The following is an 18,208-nucleotide window of genomic DNA, read 5'->3' on the forward strand; positions in this document are numbered from 1 at the left end:
AGATTACTTCCCAGATGCAATACACCAAAGAGCAGCAAAATGCTATTAATACAATAAAAGATAACCTACAAATAATAGCATGTGCAGGCTCGGGAAAAACACAAGTTATTTCTCAAAGAATTGTGAATATTCTAAAGGATGATAAAGAAATAATTCCTAAAAATATTATTGCATTTACCTATACGGAAAAGGCAGCCGCAGAACTAAAAACAAGGGTCCTAAAACTATGCCGAGAACAACTTGGTGATATCAAGGGGTTGGCTGAAATGTATATTGGAACTATTCATTCCTGGTGCTTGCAGGCCATACAGGACAATATCTTTCACTTTCAGAAATATTCCATTCTGGATGAAATTAAGCAGAAGCTTTTTGTTGATAAATACTATAATATTATCGGGATGGCCTCTGTGGGAATGGATAGGTATAAGGATACGGGAAGATTCTTAGGTATTCTCGCTGTTCTAAGGGAAGCCGAACTAAATGAAGGGATTCAATTACCTGCTGAATGGAAAGAGGCTGTTGAGAGCTATGAATCATTATTACATCAGCACTCATATTTTGACTTTACTATGATTATGAGTGAAGTATTAAAGAACCTTAATACTGATAAAAGCTTTCGAGAAAGGTTATATGAAAATTTAAAGTATTTAGTAGTTGATGAATACCAAGATGTTAACCCTATTCAAGAACAGCTAATCGTTGAATTATCCAAATCGAATTGTAATGTTTGTGTAGTTGGCGATGATGATCAAACTCTTTATGAATGGCGTTTATCCGATGTAAAATATATACAGCAATTTAAAGAACGATACAAAGATGTTAGCTATATAAAGCTTGAGGATAATTTCAGGTCTTCCAAAGGTATTATTGATTCCGCTTTAAAATGTATTTCGCACAATGCTTTAAGGTTAGAAAAAGTGATGAATGCTAAAGGGCATCAACGATATCAAGATGCCGATATCATATATAATCAATATGAGGAATTAGATGATGAGAATCAATTTATAGCGGACACAGTCAAGAAGTTAAGGGGAAAAAAGTTTAAAGACAAGGAAGACTCCATCCCTCGCGGAATTGATTATTCGGATTGTGCAATCTTATTACGAACTTGGAGGAAGGCTAATTCAATTATTGATAAATTAACAGAAGAAAATATTCCATTCGTTGTAGGCGGCGTAAATAACTTGTTTCAACGGCCTGAAATTAGAGCCGCAAGAGCAATCTATCAATATTTAAATAATGATATTGAGGCTGATACTTTATTAGCATATTGGGAAGCTGTAACAGCCAATATTAAACGTGAAGCTCTTCTAGCGGCTATAGACAATTTGGATAAGAAACGGCCTAGAGCCAAGATGTACTTCAGCACATTCAATATTCAAGAGATTTTTTGGAATTTTATTGAGGAAGCAAATCTTTTTGAAGAAACATTCGCCGAGAAAGATCATGAAGGTATTGTTGGTAATGAGATAAATGAGGTGATATTCTATAATCTAGGGATGTTTTCTCAAATCATAAATGATTTTGAAAGTATTCATTTTAAAGATAAACCGATATATAAACTAAGTCGCTTTCTAAATTTTCTCCGATATTCTGCAGACGGTTATTATCCAGAGGGATGGCTAAATAATAGTTATAAAAAACCAAATGCAGTACAAATAATGACCATATTCCAGGCAAAAGGTCTAGAGTTTCCAGTTGTATTCGTACCTGGGTTAAATAAAAATTACCTGCCTATTAAAAAACCTGGAGGGAAACAGATATGGCATTTTATTGAGCGTGAGTGGATAAAAGATCAAGAAAGACTTGAGGGCAGCATTGAAGCAGAAAGAAGGCTCTTTTATGTAGCCATAACGCGCTCTCAAAAATATTTATTCTTAACTAGGAGTGTAGAAAATAGATTATATCAGCACGAATCTGTTTTCGCCAGGGAAATTAGTCATTCAGATTATATAATATCAGATAAGAACCCTGATTATTCACATTTAGAAAATTTAACTCCTAAACCTAAAGCTGATACTGGTGCCATACAACTTAACTTCTCAGTATTAAAGGCGTTTTTTGATTGTCCATATAGATTCAAGATACTTAGTCTTTATGGGTTTGTATTTCCCATTTCTGAACAAATGGGCTATGGGAATTCAATTCATAATGTGCTCATGGAAATACACAGAAGGCATTTAAATGGTGAAAATGTACTAGAATTAAATATAGGTAAATTAGTAGATAGTCATGTTCATATACCTTATGCTACTGAAAAGGTATTAGAAGACATTAAAGAAACCACCAATAAGGTTGCCACAACATATTTGCAAGAAAACTATGAAGAGTTTGATAGGATTGAATACGCTGAACAAGAAATTCAAATTGATCTTGGTGACGGTATTCTAGTAAATGGAAGAATGGACCTGATTAAGAAGTTGGATTTAGATGGAAATGAAATTACTACTATAATTGATTTCAAAAGTAAAAAGGAGTCTCAAGACCAGGATATTACAATGGAACAATTATCTATGTATGCTTTGGGCTATAAGGAGCTTACTGGCAAAACTGCTGACAGACTTCAAATATATAATTTAGATGAGAGCAAGAATTCCAAGCATACGCAAAGACTAGAAAATTCGAGAATAGAAGAAATAAAAGAGCGTATAATTTCATCTGCAAATGAAATAAGAGACAACAACTTAGAAAAATCATGTGCTCCAACTGCCTGCGTAAGTTGTTGGGTAAAACCTCTTTGTTCGGGGATTAAAACAAATTAAAATATGGCAAAAAAATATAAAGGATCATTATCCCTGGAGTGGTATAATAAGCAGAAAGCAATTATCAATCTTGATGAGAATAGCATTAAATCAGAATCAGATATTCCTGCTCCTCGTATTAACTGGATTAACAAGGAAGAAGCACTTTTTTATGAGTTAAATGAGAAAGAAGGAAAAGGAAATACACCTTATTGGGTAAATAGAGATGATATTCGTGTAAAAGAAGCAAGGCCTCTAGTATTTAAAAAAGCATTTAAGGCAGTTGAGCAAGATAAAGAAGGTACTTTGCCAGGTACAGTTAAAGAATATTCTATTCAAGAAATAGAAAATGAAGAAGATGCACTAGATGTTGAAAATATGCTAATTAAAGGTGATAATCTTTTGGCATTAAACACCTTGAAAAAGCATTTTGATAAACTACCAGACAATGAAAAAGTAAAGTGTATTTATATAGATCCACCATATAATACAGGTGCTGCATTTGACCACTATGATGATAATTTGGAGCATTCGGAATGGTTAACTCTTTTCAGAGATAGACTTGTAATTTTAAAGGATTTGCTTCAGGAAGAGGGTTTTGTATTTGTTCAGTTGGATGATAGTGAAGGCCCATACGGTAAAATGGTTATGGACGATGTTTTTGGAAGAGACAACTTCCTTGTAACAATGTATATCCAAGTAAGATATGATGAAAAGACTTTAAAAGAAGATATGCTCTTTAATAAACTAATAGAGCAAGTGTATATCTATAGAAAGAATTCAGATGTCAAAGGAGATGTCAATAGAGATCAAGTAGAATATACGGATGAAAAATTCTGTTATTATATTAAAGAATTATCTGAGCCAGATTCTGAAATTCAACTTGGGGGAAAAACAGTAGGAATTTTTAAAGAAGGTAGTTATAAAATCATTAAGGCGGAGCCCAGTAAAAAAGGGCTTAAAGAAATATGGGCTTCAGGTAGTATTTTAGATGGTAATTCCTCTGGTAGGTTTTTCAGAGATTATTTAACTGGTAGAGATAAAATCGATGGTTTAAAAGTGCTTTACAAAGTATCCAATATTGGTGATGACGGGAGAGGATATAGATATTTTACTGGACCTAAAAGGGAAACTGCAACAAGAGGTAAATACTATCAAGGAGTGCCCGAAAACAGGCAATCAGAAGATGTTACATATAAATTTGTGCCAATAAGTAACTTTATTGATTTAGCTTCATACTTCGGCAACTGTAGGCACGAAGGAGGTGTAGAATTTAAAAGTGGTAAGAAGCCTGAAATTTTAATCTCCAAATTAATAGAAATGGCATCATCGCCTGGAGATATAGTTTTAGATTGTTTTGGTGGTTCTGGGACAACATTTGGAGTTTCCCATAAAATGGATAGAAAATGGATTGGTATTGAGATTGGAGAACAAGCAGAATCACATATAATTCCTCGAATGAAAAATGTGATTGGAGGTGTAGATAAAACTGGAATTAGCAAAGAATACGAGTGGCAAGGAGGAGGTTCTTTTAAATATTATCACTTAGGAGAATCTATTATTAGTATAGATGAAGAAACCAAAAAAGGAGAATTTAATTGGTCCTTAGGCAAACAGTTCATTCAAGAATCTCTATTACAATCTTATGACTTTGCAGTTCAAAACATCAGTGTTTTTCCTGTTCAAATATTCCAGGATGAAGAAAATAGGCCAACAGTTGGCAAAATACTAGGCACTTCAAACAAAGCAGTATACGGTTTAGCTTTATTGGCAACACCACAAGAAAGGAGTCTCACAATTACTAACGAGGAGATTAAAACAATCTACAATTCTTTAAAAAAACAACCTGATTTTCAATCCTTAGCGATTTACACGAATAAAGGCATAGACATAGCACAAGATACTATTCCTGAGGATTTAGACATTATCAAAGTTCCTCATGCCATATTTTCAGAATTAGAAAGATAGTCTATGCCCGTAAATAAACCATATTACCAAGAGTTTAGAAAAATACTCCATTCTAAACTGGAGGATATTAAAAGCAGAATAGAATCAAGTACTGGAGATATATTTGGAAACTTAACACCAGAAGCTTCCTTCTTAAAAGACTTGGCTGAAGGAGTTACTAAATATCCCTTCAGGTATTATCAAAAAGAGGCTATATATACTTTACATGCTATCTACCCGCAAGCTATAGACTTGTGTAAATCACCTGAATCAATACAAAAGAATTTATTAAGGAATAAACCCTACGCTCACATAAAACCCCTTTTAGAGAAAGTAGATAAAGAAACGGGAAAGCTAGCTCCTTTTATTGGATACGAAATGGCGACTGGTTCGGGTAAAACTATGCTAATGGGGGCTACAGTATATTACCTTAATAAATACCATGATGTTAAAAACTTTCTAATTGTCACACCATCTTCAACTGAAATCTACAAGAAAACTATACGCAATTTTACTATAGGAACAGCTGAAACAGTATGGAATGATGAAGTCCCTTTTAAGTTTAACCTGATAACCGGAGATAATTATAAGGACACAAAGGACTTATTTGCTTCAGATACAGATGCTAACATATTCGTATTTAATATTGACAAGTTTGGCACAAATGCTACTCAGACTAAAAAGCAATGGGAAGGTTCAGATTGGAAAGATATAGATGGTAATACCATTAGCCTATTGGAATTTCTATCCAAAAACGATTTAGTAATTATAACTGACGAGGCCCACCATGCACAAAGTAAAAAGGCTAAACAAGTTATTAATGCTTTTCACCCATTAGCGGTTATTGAGTTCACTGCAACTGCTGTGGAGACAGAAAGAAATCAGAACAAGAAAAATCAAACTATTGTCTATAAGTATGATATTAAACGGTTTTTGGAAGATAAATATGGCAAAAAGGTTCGTGTATTAGCCTTACCAGGTCAAGAATCAAAAACAAAAGGGAAGAAGACTGAAATATCAGATTTAGAAAAGTATAAACTGCTCACATTCTTTTTAGTTCATTTAATTAAAAAGAAGGCGTTAAATAGCGATGTAAAATGTAGAGACCTAAAGCCAATAGGTTTTGTTAAAGTAAAAAATGAAATTTCTTTTGCCGAAAAGGTAGAAGATTATATCAAAAATGATTTAGGAACCGCTTTAGAAATACTACAAGTAATATTAGAAAAGGCTAAAACTGAAGACACAGAGACAACGAATTTAATCTTGGAGATGTTTGAAAAGGATTATAATTCAGACTTTTTGGTATTGTTAAAAGACATTGATAAAGTTGCTCAAACTTCCATTTTATTACATTCTAAATCAGATAAAATAATTAAAAAACAATTTGATGACATAAAGAAAAACAATGTAGAGATTGTAGTTTTCATAGATATGTTGAATGAAGGAATAGACATGCCAAACATCTATTCAATAGTTATTATTAATGATACTCCCTCTGAATTTAAAACGTCTGTAAAGCAAATTGTTGGTCGTGGTGTAAGATTAAATAAGCTAAATAGAGACTATGATGAAGTTGAAGACAACGACTTACTTACACATACCGAAAAACTTCATATTGTTTGCGACAAAGGAGCTTCTTTTGAAGAAGTAGTGCTTCAGATTCAACAAGAATTTGGATTGAATGATAAAACTTTTGCAATGGAAAGAGGTGCAGAAGAAGTAATAGAAAATCCTGTTAAAACGGAAAAATTAAAAGGTATTCAAATACCAAAGATTACTATTGATTTTAAACGTAAACAAGGGGCTAAAATCCAGGATGTAATTACCAATTACGATAAAATTCTTAAAGACTTTTTGGCTTCAAATTCATTTAATAGGGAAATAGATTCAGAGAACAAGAGTTTTTTGAAATACACGCCAAACAGTTTCTTCACTGAAGTAGATTTATTTACTGACGAAAAGATATTTCATAAGTTGGGAGAAGACCAAGAGTGGAACTTTGATGCTTTAAAGATTTCTGAAAAGGATATGAAAGAGGTGTATGGCAGGGTTTTGAAGGAACTACAGGCAATACCTGATATTCCTAACACATATACAACTTTTCAAGAGTATGGTAAATTATTGAATAAGATAGGCTTTTACTTCTATAATCTAGATGACGTTGATTATAAACTCGCCATTAATAGATTTAAAGATAGCTTCACTTATTTCTATATACATTATGTTGAGAATGAATATTTTGAACTAGACCTAGACACATTAGATTCAGAATCAAATACTTGGTTATTACAGAACGAGTTCAAAACAGAAAACATTAAAATACGTACTAAGGATAAAAACAATGATTCCAGAAGTATTTCGGATAAAAATGAGTTAGTTGCTCTAATAAAAAACGGATATTATTTCTATGGCTATGAACATTCAGCGTATGACTATGACAAGTTTGATTCATATCCTGAAAAACTGTTGGCAGATTATGTAAATTATCTAATTACTAAAGGAAAAGAATCCCAAGAAATGAAAGTCGCCGATGGATTGAATTTGGCGGCGGAAGAAGCAATAGATTACAATGTCACAAATAGAAATGATCCATTTTGGTTAAGAAACGAGCGGAATATTCATTTTAAATATGGAACTCATAAGTACTTTCCTGATTTTATATTCTTTTACAATAAGATAATTTATGTTATTGAAATCAAAGGTGAAGTCTTTTCAAATGTTAAAAAGAACAGGCTTCTGCTAGAATTAAATAATGTAGAAGGTATTGGCAACGTTGAGGGTTATGTGGGGATGGTGGTTTTTGAAATTCAGATGAAGAACCTAAAAGACCTAACAAAATCTTTCGATGAATTTAGAGCAGAAGCAGAAGAATACTTTAATCAATTACAAACAAAATCAGAAGTAATAACTGATGATGAAGTGCCTGAAGAATTAAAATACATAAAATACGTACCTGCCTACGAAGCCAAACAAGCATACTCAAAGTTTATTCTTCATAAGGAACCAAAATCTTTAAAATGGTTAAAAGTTAAATCAGGAAATTATTCAAAAAGCATTTTTGCTACTATGGTTAAAAATGCTGATTTGGGAGATGAATTAAAAAACAAGTGGATACTATTTGATTCCAGGAAACATAACCCAGAGGATCTTGAAAACGAAATTGTTCTAGCTTATCATCCAATAATTAATGACAATTCTTATGGCAGAAAAGGATTAACCATAAGGACTTTTAATTATAGAGAAGAATCTCGAAAAATTGGTATGTTTGACGAGACTATAAGAACAATAATTCTTTCCTCTAATTTAGAGGACAGTATTACAATAGAGCATAAATTAGAACAATTTAATGTTCTTGGAGTAAAAAAATAAGGCACACAATTCGGATACCTTAATAGTTCACAAGGTGACAAGTAGCTGGTAATAAGTAAGTTGGCGTCCCTGGTTCGAGCCCAGGTGGGACCACATCAAGCAGCAAACCCCGCGCAAATGCGCGGGGTTCTTTTTTGGACGGAGCCGTCAAAAACTTGTTTTTGTAAGGCGGCGGACAAAAAATGAACAGCAGCGCGCCAGGGCTGTGTGGGTTGCTATTTGCAGGAGCGCGCACTCTCTGGTCCATTCCTGGAAGGAATGAACCCAGGTGAGACCACAGAATGCCCCGAAACGATAATGTTTACGGGGCTTTTTATTTCTGTATACGACAAATGTAATCTCTTTTCAAAGTAACCAAGAACTAAGCCTCTGATTATTAATAGTATATAAAAATGAATATAAGTGAATTCATTTCCTTCTTTTTGAAAAAACTTGATTAATCATGTTTCAAAAAAAGAGAAGAAAGCAATAATCCCCTCTTCTCTATTAAAAAGCGGTTAAAATGGCTACTTTAATTATTTCTGAAATAAATTTTCATCATATACTCTCGAAGTAAGTCCCCAAGAAAAAATATCATTAGTCCTAATAAATAGGTGCCAATAAATTCCCAAAAAGAATCAAGAATACAATACCTATACAATACACCGATTACAACAAGGGGTGCAAATAATATGTATGTAATTCTTACTTTATTTTTCATTGAATCTATCCAAATATTTTATATCCTAGCCATCCTAAAGTATAACCAGAGGCATGACCTTGCACCCCACCAGCAACTGCACCAACCATAGCACCTCCTGATCCTGCTGGTTTTCAATAGATATTTTAGTTCCAGAAGCTGAAAATTATGATTTTAAGAAAAGACGGTGAGAAATAATCGCCACAAACAGTTTAATAAAAAGCCATAGAATTTTAAAGGTTTTACTATAGTCCTTTATCCTCAAAATTTACTACCTTAAATGGCACCCTTCGGCCCTTTATTAACTCTTTACTTTTAGTGAAATCGTTTAATAGATGTATCGATTAAAGTGATATCTGAGCGAGGGCTGGGGAATAACAACCAGCCTTTTGGATTATGACCGAGGAGGAACAACAAAAGCTCATTAATAAGCTAAGTGCCAAGAAGGACTCCGCTTTCAATTTGAGGTACTCAGAGAACAATCGACGTTGGTTCATTTGGAAAATCATTCAACACCTACTGGCAGAAAATACCCCCACGGCTCAGATTGAGGCCAAAACGCTTCAATTCATTGTTGACACGACGGCATACGTTAACACGAACATCAATGGTGGTTATCAGACAGGGACCTTAAAAGATCAGTGGAGATCCTTTAGCAAATCACGTTCTCGATTACAAATCATTTATGGAGTAATCGCTTCGCATCCCGAACTCTTGCAACCACAGCATGCATCCTATCTCAAATTCATTGTCAATCGTAGAGACCGAATGATTAAAAGAATGGTTTTCTATGTGAATCCCAATAAGAAACGTAACATTTTTGCTTATCCTTCAAATGCTTGCCAGGAAGATATCCCTGGCTCGAACCCGCCCAAGAAATACAACATTTTCAGAGTTAACAAAGCGGCTGAAAATCACTGGTCGCATATTATCGGTTTGCAAAAAGCAACACCATTTTTTCTAACCCCTACTGGTAAGGCTAAACCCGTTGAAGCCGTTGAGAAACTTTTTACAAAACAGTCAGCCTATTGCGATAGAAACTTATTTCCATGTGATCCCACTATAAGTTGTGTTCATATTGATTCCTTATTAGAAGCTAAAAATCCTACTACCTTGTTAAGTAAACTCGTAACCGAAGGGGAACAACATCTTGTTATTGACCATCCCTATTCCATATTTGGTAATTTAAAAAGAGGAACTATCCTATATACCATTTTAGATGCAACTGCCAATTCAGGTTCGGATATTGAAGTCGAGATACAACGTGTCTGGTTCTTTATGAAAGATTTTATCATGAAAGATGAGTCTAATAGAACTAAAGATGAATATTTCAGTTTACCAAAATCTGAGGAATGTCATATTATCCAGGGGAATACATTTGAAAAAGCAGAAATCATTGCTGTAAACCCTGTAAAACAAAAAATACGCTTTAAAAGCCTGGCTAATTCATATTCCAAAGGAGCTAAAATTTATAAATACATCGATGTCCCCACCCCGTATCACCTTATTATGGATACTCGTGAGGATAAGGCCCTCTATGAACAATTATCCGTCAAATCCATTGATCTGCAGGTTGGCGACCATATATACATCCGAAATCATCCCTTGTACGCTTCATTTTATCCTAATGGTGTTTGGGGGGGAGAACATTCTGTGGTAGTCCAACTCAGTACGCGAAAATTTAATAGCTCATTGATGGGTGACCAAATGTATGTGGCAGGACACGGCTTGTCCAATTCTCTAAAAGGCATGATGAACAGCATGATAGCACATATGAATTTAGTGGCTGATATCGTACAAGAAATGGTAAAGATTCATTTAGCCAATCTAAAATTGAATCAACTTAATTCCAGTTCTAATGTTACGGTTAAGTCCAAAACTATCAATTCTGTGGCCTACAAACTTTTAGAGTATGATATGGCTTTTACTTTTTACGATCCAATTGAAGGAGCTTTTAAAACCTCAACCACTGGCTTTGTATTTGCCCAAGAGAAAATAGATAGTAAAGAATTTTTCCTTTTCAACTACATGTCCAAAGATTCATCGGATGACCAAAATCGATTTATAGAACCATTCTTCTTCGATGGGGCTGTTAATAATAGCACCACCCGATATAAGCCAGAAAACTATTGTTTCAAATTTTATGACACGGTTACCGGAAAAATAAAAAAATGGCACCTATTCTCTTCTAGCGATGGTGGATTACCCATCAACGAGACCTTCAAATTTGAAGATATACAGGCTATCTCACCTTTTCATCGGCTAGACAGCAATAGTGATGCTTATATCATCAGACCTCGAGTGAATTTTTCGAATGCCTATCAAAATTATCTTAAAATCGCAGGAGCTATATAATGTAAAACTTAACCCTTTCTATCGTGCAGAAAGCCAATGTCATAGTCATTTCTGACGCCGTTTTTACCTACTTCGACCCGCTGGTGGAAGCACTCGATGATGGGGAAAGCGTCAAGGCATTTCTCAATGAATTTGGTTATCAGCCCCCTGCCATTGTTGACGTATTTCAGGAATTTAATGGAGTACTCGGTAATGTCATCGATATCATTGATGACATTGAGAACAACCTGGATAATAAATCAGAACAGGAATACCTGGAGTTGTTCGTTAAAGTTGTCAAGACACTCTCTGATGCGATTAAAACCGCTAATAATTTATCCAATGCCTTAAACTCGCTTTATTCTCAGGATTTTTTAAATGCTACCAATATTGTCAATCAACTGCCCGGGCAACTAATTAATTACTTAACGGTAAAAGCCCTTGAGCAGCAGTTCCCTATCACGCATAATATCCTGCGCACCATGGGGATCATCAATATCGAATTTGTTGAACAAAATGAACCCCATAAAGTTTCCTACACCAAAAGAGAAATCCACTGGGATAAAATTGGTGACTATATAAGCGATCCCGCTAGTGCTATTGAAACCACTTATAATTGGACCGGTGCAGAAATATCCTTTGATAAGCTAATTGAAAACTTACGTCTTCTTGGGCTTTCTCTCAACCTCTATTCAGAAATTACCAGTGTAGATCCTCAGGCGCTCCAGGTCTTTAACAATGGAGTAGATGTTGTCACAGAGCAGAATGCTCGCACGATTCGCATCCTTAAATTTCCCCTATTGGGTGATTTGACAGACGCCCTAAGCGTAGAACTTTATCCTATTTACAATGCAGCTAAAACCGCTCCTGTGGGAGCGGGATTAGGCGTGTTTTTTGATCCCGGCAATGGACTGGAGATCCCTATTACAGAACATTTAACCTTTAAGATTAAATATACCGGAGATAGTCGCCTAAATGCAGGTATTACCCTAAAGCACGGTGAACAAGTGCAAATGGTGACTAATGTCTTTAATAATGGCACAGTTAACGGGTTTGAGCTGAAGAATTTTGTCCCGGAATTTATATTTGAAAAAGAGGATGAACCTATTATAATTTTTAATACCCCGATTGGGGCCAAATTACAGTTCAAATCCTGGGCTGTTCGGATGGGATTTGAGGATAATGAATCCATATTTGTTGAAACGGATATCAAGGCACTGAGCTTAATACTGAGCAGCAAGGAGGGGGACGGTTTTATCAAAGAATTGCTCCCTGCTGATGAGCTAAAGGTAGATTTTGATTTTACATTAGGCTTTTCCCAGAAATCAGGATTCTATTTTAAAGGCAGTAGCGCCTTGGAGATCAAACTTCCTGTCCACATTGAACTTGGGCCTATTGAACTACAATCTGCAGTAATTGCTATAAAACCAGGTGATGGTAAAATACCCATTGAATTCGGCACTACAATCAAAGGGAGCTTAGGACCATTAAGCGCCGTGGTAGAGAATGTTGGTGTAAAATTCAATATCACCTTCCCGCCCAATAATTCAGGAAACATGGGCCCCTTCAACCTGGATCTGGGCTTTAAGCCCCCTAATGGTGTGGGGTTGTCTATCGACGCCAGTGTAGTCAAAGGGGCCGGATACCTCTATATCGATGCAGACCGTGGCGAATATGCAGGGGCATTAGAGCTCACCTTCAATGAATTTTTATCTCTGAAAGCCATTGGATTAATCTCCACAAAAATGCCCGATGGGTCAGCAGGCTTTTCATTGCTGGTTATTATTACTGCCGAGTTCACTATTCAATTGGGTTTTGGTTTTGTCTTTTTGGGAGCTGGAGGTTTATTAGGGCTACATCGTACTGCCAAGCTCACGCCTTTGGCAGCAGGGGTACAGTCTGGGGCTACGGCGAATCTCTTGTTCCCTACAAATATCGTGGAAAACGCACCGAAGATCATTAGTGATATCCGTGATTTCTTCCCCATCCTTCAGGATCATTTTTTGATTGGCCCCATGGTCAAAATTGGTTGGGGTCAGCCACCGATTATAGACGTTGCCCTGGGAATAATCATTGAAATCCGCACCGATAATGGAGGAAGTATAGAGCGGATTGCCATTCTAGGGGTACTGAAATGTATTCTTCCTGATGAAGATAAGGTCATATTAAAACTCCAGATCAACTTTATCGGCGCCATTGACTTTACCGCCAAATACTTATTCTTTTACGCTTCGATTTTTGATTCCAGGATATTGTTTATCACTATCGAAGGAGATATGGGCCTTCTGGTCGCCTGGGGTGATAATTCTGATTTTGTATTGACCGTCGGTGGCTTCCATCCCCGATTTAACCCACCCCCTTTACCTTTCCCAGTCCCTAAACGCCTGTCGATTAGTATCCTTAATGAGTCCTGGGGTAAAATAAGGGTGTCCGGCTATTTTGCTGTAACCACTAACACCGTACAGTTTGGAGCACACCTAGAATTGAAATTCGGCTTTGATGCCTTTAAAATCGAAGGCTCTGTCGGTATGGATGTGCTCTTTCAATTCGATCCCTTCTATTTCATTGTGGAGATCTCCGGTAAGGTATCCCTCAAAGTGTTTGGAGCAGGGCTATTTAGCATCTCCCTTAAATTCTCCCTGGAAGGACCTACGCCATGGCGTGCCAAGGGGTATGGCAAAATCAAGATCCTATTCTTTACCTTCAAAGCGCGGTTTGATGAGACTTGGGGCGAACGCAAGAACACCAAACTGGAGCCTATCCCGGTAATGCCTATCATTGCCAAGGAACTCAACAACCGACAAAATTGGGAGGCTATTGCCCCTGCCAAACGACAGCTGTTGGTATCCTTACGAGAGATTCCTGAACCGGGCGCTGATCAGCCGAACCCTATCGTATTACACCCACTGGGAAGAATTAAGATTACTCAACGCGCTGTTCCTTTGAAAGTCACCGTTGATAAGGTTGGTAACCAAAAACCTTCAGATGCCAATCATTTTGATCTGGTGGATCTGCCCAATCAGTTTGACTGGGGTAGTGATGTCATGGAGTCCTTTGCTCCTGGTCAGTTCTATAATAAAAAGGCCAGTGACCTGCTGACAGAAAAAGCTACAAGAAAATATACAGGAGGTAAATATATCACCGCCAAAGATGGAGGACTGCGTACCGCTAAGATGGTAGTACGCCATGTGCGCTATGAACTCCAAACCATTGATACAGCCTACAAACGTGGTAAAAAGCGACTCTACCGACTCTTATCAGGATTATTCCGTGCCTTCTTGATGAACAATGCCGCTGCGAAATGCACGCTTTCCAATAAGCAGTTCACGGCAAAACAGCCCTTTGCCGATAAAATTTCAGCCCTTGCCGGCAGCTATCTAGTGGCCAATACCAGCAATAATACTCTTTACCAGGAAGGAGCACAATTTGAACACTTTACAGAGGCCGAAGCCTTTGTCTATTCTGAAATACAAACTAATCCTAAACTAGCTGAACAGATTCATATCATTCCCGCTAGTGAAGCCATGACCTCAGCAGCATGAGTTTAAAACTAGATACATATTCGTTCTTACCCTGGGTTCGCGAAGGGATCAATAACGAGCTACAGATAGATCCGTTACAGGACAATCTGCGTGCACGGCTTCAAATGCCTTTTAAATTAAAGGGTTCTGGAATTGATGGCGACAAACAAGAGACCATCAACCAACAAATCTCTACCTATGGTCCTGGGGATATCGTGGGGATTAATAAATCCATCATCATTAAAACCGAACCACACGACTGGATCACCAATTTTGAACCGAACTACCTACCATGCATCGATTTCTACGATGAGGATTTCCCATGGCGCTACTCTCCAACTAAACCCGATAATGAAGATCGTCTACAACCCTGGCTGGCCTTGGTAGTTATTGAGGAAGGAACCTTTACCGAGGGGAAAGACCTTACCGATAAACCCCTTTCATATTTTGTTTTAAACGAGGATGTGAGTCCTGAGACGCTCTTCCAACCCGCAGAACAACTTTGGGCATGGGCCCATGTCCATATCAATGAGGATTTAATCAAGGGTGAGACCACTAACACGGAAAAAATTGTAGCAGAAACTAATGATCTGGATAAGGTGCTGACAGAGTATAAGCGGGTACTCAGCGAAAATCCTGATATGGCCTATTCCCGAATATTGTGTCCTGTTAAATTAAAGGAGAATACCGCCTACCATGCTTTTTTGATCCCTTCCTTCGAAAGTGGTCGATTGGCTGGATTAGGCATCTCCCCAGAAGCGCAATTCTATCAAGCAGGCACGGCGCTTCGCCCTACCACCACCTCCTGGCCCAGTGGGGAGGAAATTGTCTATAATACTATTATTTCAAGGGTTGATTCCAAGAGTTTTCCTTACTATCACCGATGGTATTTCCGTACCGGGAATGCTGGGGATTTCGAATACCTCGTACGCCTACTTAAACCTCAACCTATAGACTCACGGGTAGGTACCCGAAATATGGATTGCACAAATCCTGGATCCAACATTTCTGGAATTAGTGACCAAGAGCTTAAGCCTAATGGAGAGAAATACTCCCCTTTGGAAGGAGTTCTGCGTCTGGGTGGCGCGCTGCGTATTCCAGAAGAGGCTATTGTAGACCTAGAGACCCATCAAAAATATGAGAATTGGGATCAGCCCTATCCGAGGCAGTTTCAGAGGGAATTGGCATCTTTTATCAATTTGGCGGATGAGTATGGTAAAAAAATTACCGGACAAGCACATAACAATAATAACCTTCCTCTTTCACTTAGGGCGAATCCTGGGGACGACCCTGACCCACTGATAACTGCCCCACTCTATGGGCGATGGCATTCCCTAACCCAACGTCTGTTGGACCCCACAAATCCATTTCCCAAGAATAATTGGGTACATGATTTGAATCTGGATCCAAGACATCGTGTGACAGCAGGATTTGGAACCAAGGTTATTCAAAAAAACCAAGAGCAATATATGGAAGCGGCCTGGCAACAGGTTGGGGATATAATAGAGGCTAACAAACGTATCCGTCAGGCCAAATTAGCCGAAATGGCTTCCTTAGTATGGCATGTTAAGTACCTGACTCCTCTGGTCAAAGTGCACCCAGGGACCTTTATGATGCTCACCCAGCCCATGCAAGCGCGAATCGTTTCCAAAGGACTTACCCTGAGTGGCAATGAACAGACCCTAACCCTAAAACATCAGGTAAAAGCAAGCAAAGTCCCCTCCGTAATATTTTCTCCAAGGATACGCGCCTTTACCCGGCCCAATTCCAGAGGATATAAAGTCCTTAATTACCATGCTAGTGAGGCACCGGCGGATCATCTTATTGATAGGATCAATACAGGCGAGATTCATCCTGCTCCTGAAAAAACGACCCCAAAAGTGCAAACCATAGATGACTTTGCCCAGGCCTTTCAACCTGAAAATGTCCCCGGTATCTTGGAATGGATGGCCCAAAAGAGTTGGTTTAAATGGCTGTTACTGATTCTAGTGATCCTAATCCTGGCTTTGATCATTGGTGTTGTGGGCTCAGGTGCAAGTTTCACTTCCACATCCATAGGTACCCTAGCTGGTGCTCTAGTGGTGGCCTCGGGACTCATACTTCTATTTTACAGAATTCAGAAAGTAGAAAAAGACAAAAAAGCAGCCCAAGCCCTGGAGTTTAACCGCCAAACGCCGGAAGCCGTCAGTCGACTACCTAGAAAACCCGATTTTACCTTGACCGTTGCTGGAGAAAGAATCTCTTTTAAAAAAGGTCAAACCGGTGCCAGAGATAGCCAGGAGGCAACGCGTTACAAGGCAGCCCTGCTGGAGTCCAATCGATTTTTAAAGACGTATCAACAGGCAGCTATAGAACCCATAAAACCCAAGCTGAATCTAGATACCATTGCTACCGCAACGATTACAGCATTAGATCCTAAAAAAACCATTAGGGACTATGTGCTAAAAACACAAGTAAAAATTCCAGAACGCCTCGCTCGCGAGCGCAAAAAAGAAACCTTTGAGGAGGCATGGGCATATCCTGAATTTGATATTCCGATGTATGAGCATCTGCTAGATATCTCCCCAGACCTTTTCTTGCCTAATATTAATTATGTTGCTCAAAACTCAATTTCACTGCTAGAGACCAACCAGGAATTTATAGAGGCCTATATGGTGGGTCTCAATCATGAATTCGCAAGAGAATTGTTATGGCGAGAATATCCATCAGATAACCGCGGAAGTTATTTCAGGCAGTTTTGGGATGTGTCAGATTTTACATATGACCAGGAAGACTTACAGAAATTCCTCACTCTCGCCAAATCGAAATTGCCTGCTGATGCAACCTCTGAAGATATTGAAAAACAAATGACTGATGAGATACGCGAGAGTCTTAAGGACATTCCGAAGCTTCACCTATGGTCAAGATATAACAATTTGGGAGATCATGATCACCGAGAAGCTTATCGCAATGCTAAACTTGAGCAAAGCAAGGATCATGCTGAGGACAAAAGTGAAGTGGTGCTCGTTATCCGTGGTGAGCTGCTTAAAAAATATCCCAATGCTGTGATCTATGCCCATAAGGCGGAATGGCAAATGAAGGATGGCAAGATCAATACCAATGAAGAGCGGCAACTAGTAACCTTGATAGAGAGTGAAATGGAGAACCCACCACGTACTAAAATAAAAACACCGCTCTATGAAGCCAAAGTAGACCCTGATATTTATTTCTTTGGTTTTGACCTGGATTCCAAAACAGCGAAAGGAGGTAGTGGAAAAGAAGGCGATACGGCTGCAGGATGGTTTTTTGTGATCAAAGAGCGTCCTGGTGAGCCTCGATTTGGTTTGGATATGGGCACTACTCAGCCCAGTGATATTAAGGTATGGAACGATTTATCCTGGGGAACGGTAATCCCAGAAGGGAGTAGTGACCAGCACCTTAATGTTGATAACTTCCAAACCCTTACCATCCAAAACTTGGCTACAGGAGAAACCGAGAAGCAGCAACAACATGAAGAGGACAAACAGCTTACCTGGAGCAAACAAATGAACTCCGCAGAGCTGGCTTATGTCTTATATCAATCTCCTGTAATGATAGCAGTGCATGCCGCAGAGATGCTACATACCCAAAAATCCTAA

The 18,208-nt window shown here is 37.9% G+C and carries 6 protein-coding genes; all 6 read left to right on the plus strand.

Annotation, left to right across the window (positions count from 1 at the left end):
* Window positions 1-14: 14 nt before the first annotated feature.
* The 6 genes from GWK09_RS05910 to GWK09_RS05935 all read left to right on the plus strand — a co-directional run bounded on the left by GWK09_RS05910 (window position 15) and on the right by GWK09_RS05935 (window position 18,208).
* Complete coding sequence (locus tag GWK09_RS05910; protein ID WP_163692065.1) at window positions 15-2,762, plus strand: ATP-dependent helicase; 2,748 nt, start codon at window positions 15-17, stop codon at window positions 2,760-2,762.
* Window positions 2,763-2,765: 3 nt separating this feature from the next.
* Entirely contained in the window at window positions 2,766-4,709 is a 1,944-nt protein-coding gene (locus GWK09_RS05915; protein WP_204260361.1) for a site-specific DNA-methyltransferase, read from the plus strand.
* 3 nt (window positions 4,710-4,712) lie between these two features.
* On the plus strand, window positions 4,713-8,057 hold the full coding sequence (locus tag GWK09_RS05920) for a DEAD/DEAH box helicase (protein WP_163692066.1): 3,345 nt from the start codon (window positions 4,713-4,715) through the stop codon (window positions 8,055-8,057).
* 1,075 nt (window positions 8,058-9,132) lie between these two features.
* Window positions 9,133-11,091 (plus strand): hypothetical protein, encoded by a 1,959-nt coding sequence (locus tag GWK09_RS05925; RefSeq protein ID WP_163692067.1) that lies wholly within the window; start codon window positions 9,133-9,135, stop codon window positions 11,089-11,091.
* Between the two features lie 23 nt (window positions 11,092-11,114).
* Window positions 11,115-14,612, plus strand: coding sequence for a DUF6603 domain-containing protein (locus tag GWK09_RS05930; RefSeq protein ID WP_163692068.1), 3,498 nt, complete (start codon window positions 11,115-11,117; stop codon window positions 14,610-14,612).
* Complete coding sequence (locus GWK09_RS05935; RefSeq protein WP_163692069.1) at window positions 14,609-18,208, plus strand: hypothetical protein; 3,600 nt, start codon at window positions 14,609-14,611, stop codon at window positions 18,206-18,208. The genes GWK09_RS05930 and GWK09_RS05935 overlap by 4 nt, the downstream gene beginning before the upstream one ends.

Origin of the sequence: Muriicola jejuensis (assembly GCF_010671595.1) — a bacterium.
Lineage (GTDB): Bacteria > Bacteroidota > Bacteroidia > Flavobacteriales > Flavobacteriaceae > Muriicola > Muriicola jejuensis.

Coding starts and splice junctions, on each gene's coding strand:
- GWK09_RS05935 (WP_163692069.1), top strand. CDS start 14,609: ATGAGTTTAAAACTAGATACATATTCGTTCTTACCCTGGGTTCGCGAA.
- GWK09_RS05915 (WP_204260361.1), top strand. CDS start 2,766: ATGGCAAAAAAATATAAAGGATCATTATCCCTGGAGTGGTATAATAAG.
- GWK09_RS05910 (WP_163692065.1), top strand. CDS start 15: ATGCAATACACCAAAGAGCAGCAAAATGCTATTAATACAATAAAAGAT.
- GWK09_RS05920 (WP_163692066.1), top strand. CDS start 4,713: ATGCCCGTAAATAAACCATATTACCAAGAGTTTAGAAAAATACTCCAT.
- GWK09_RS05925 (WP_163692067.1), top strand. CDS start 9,133: ATGACCGAGGAGGAACAACAAAAGCTCATTAATAAGCTAAGTGCCAAG.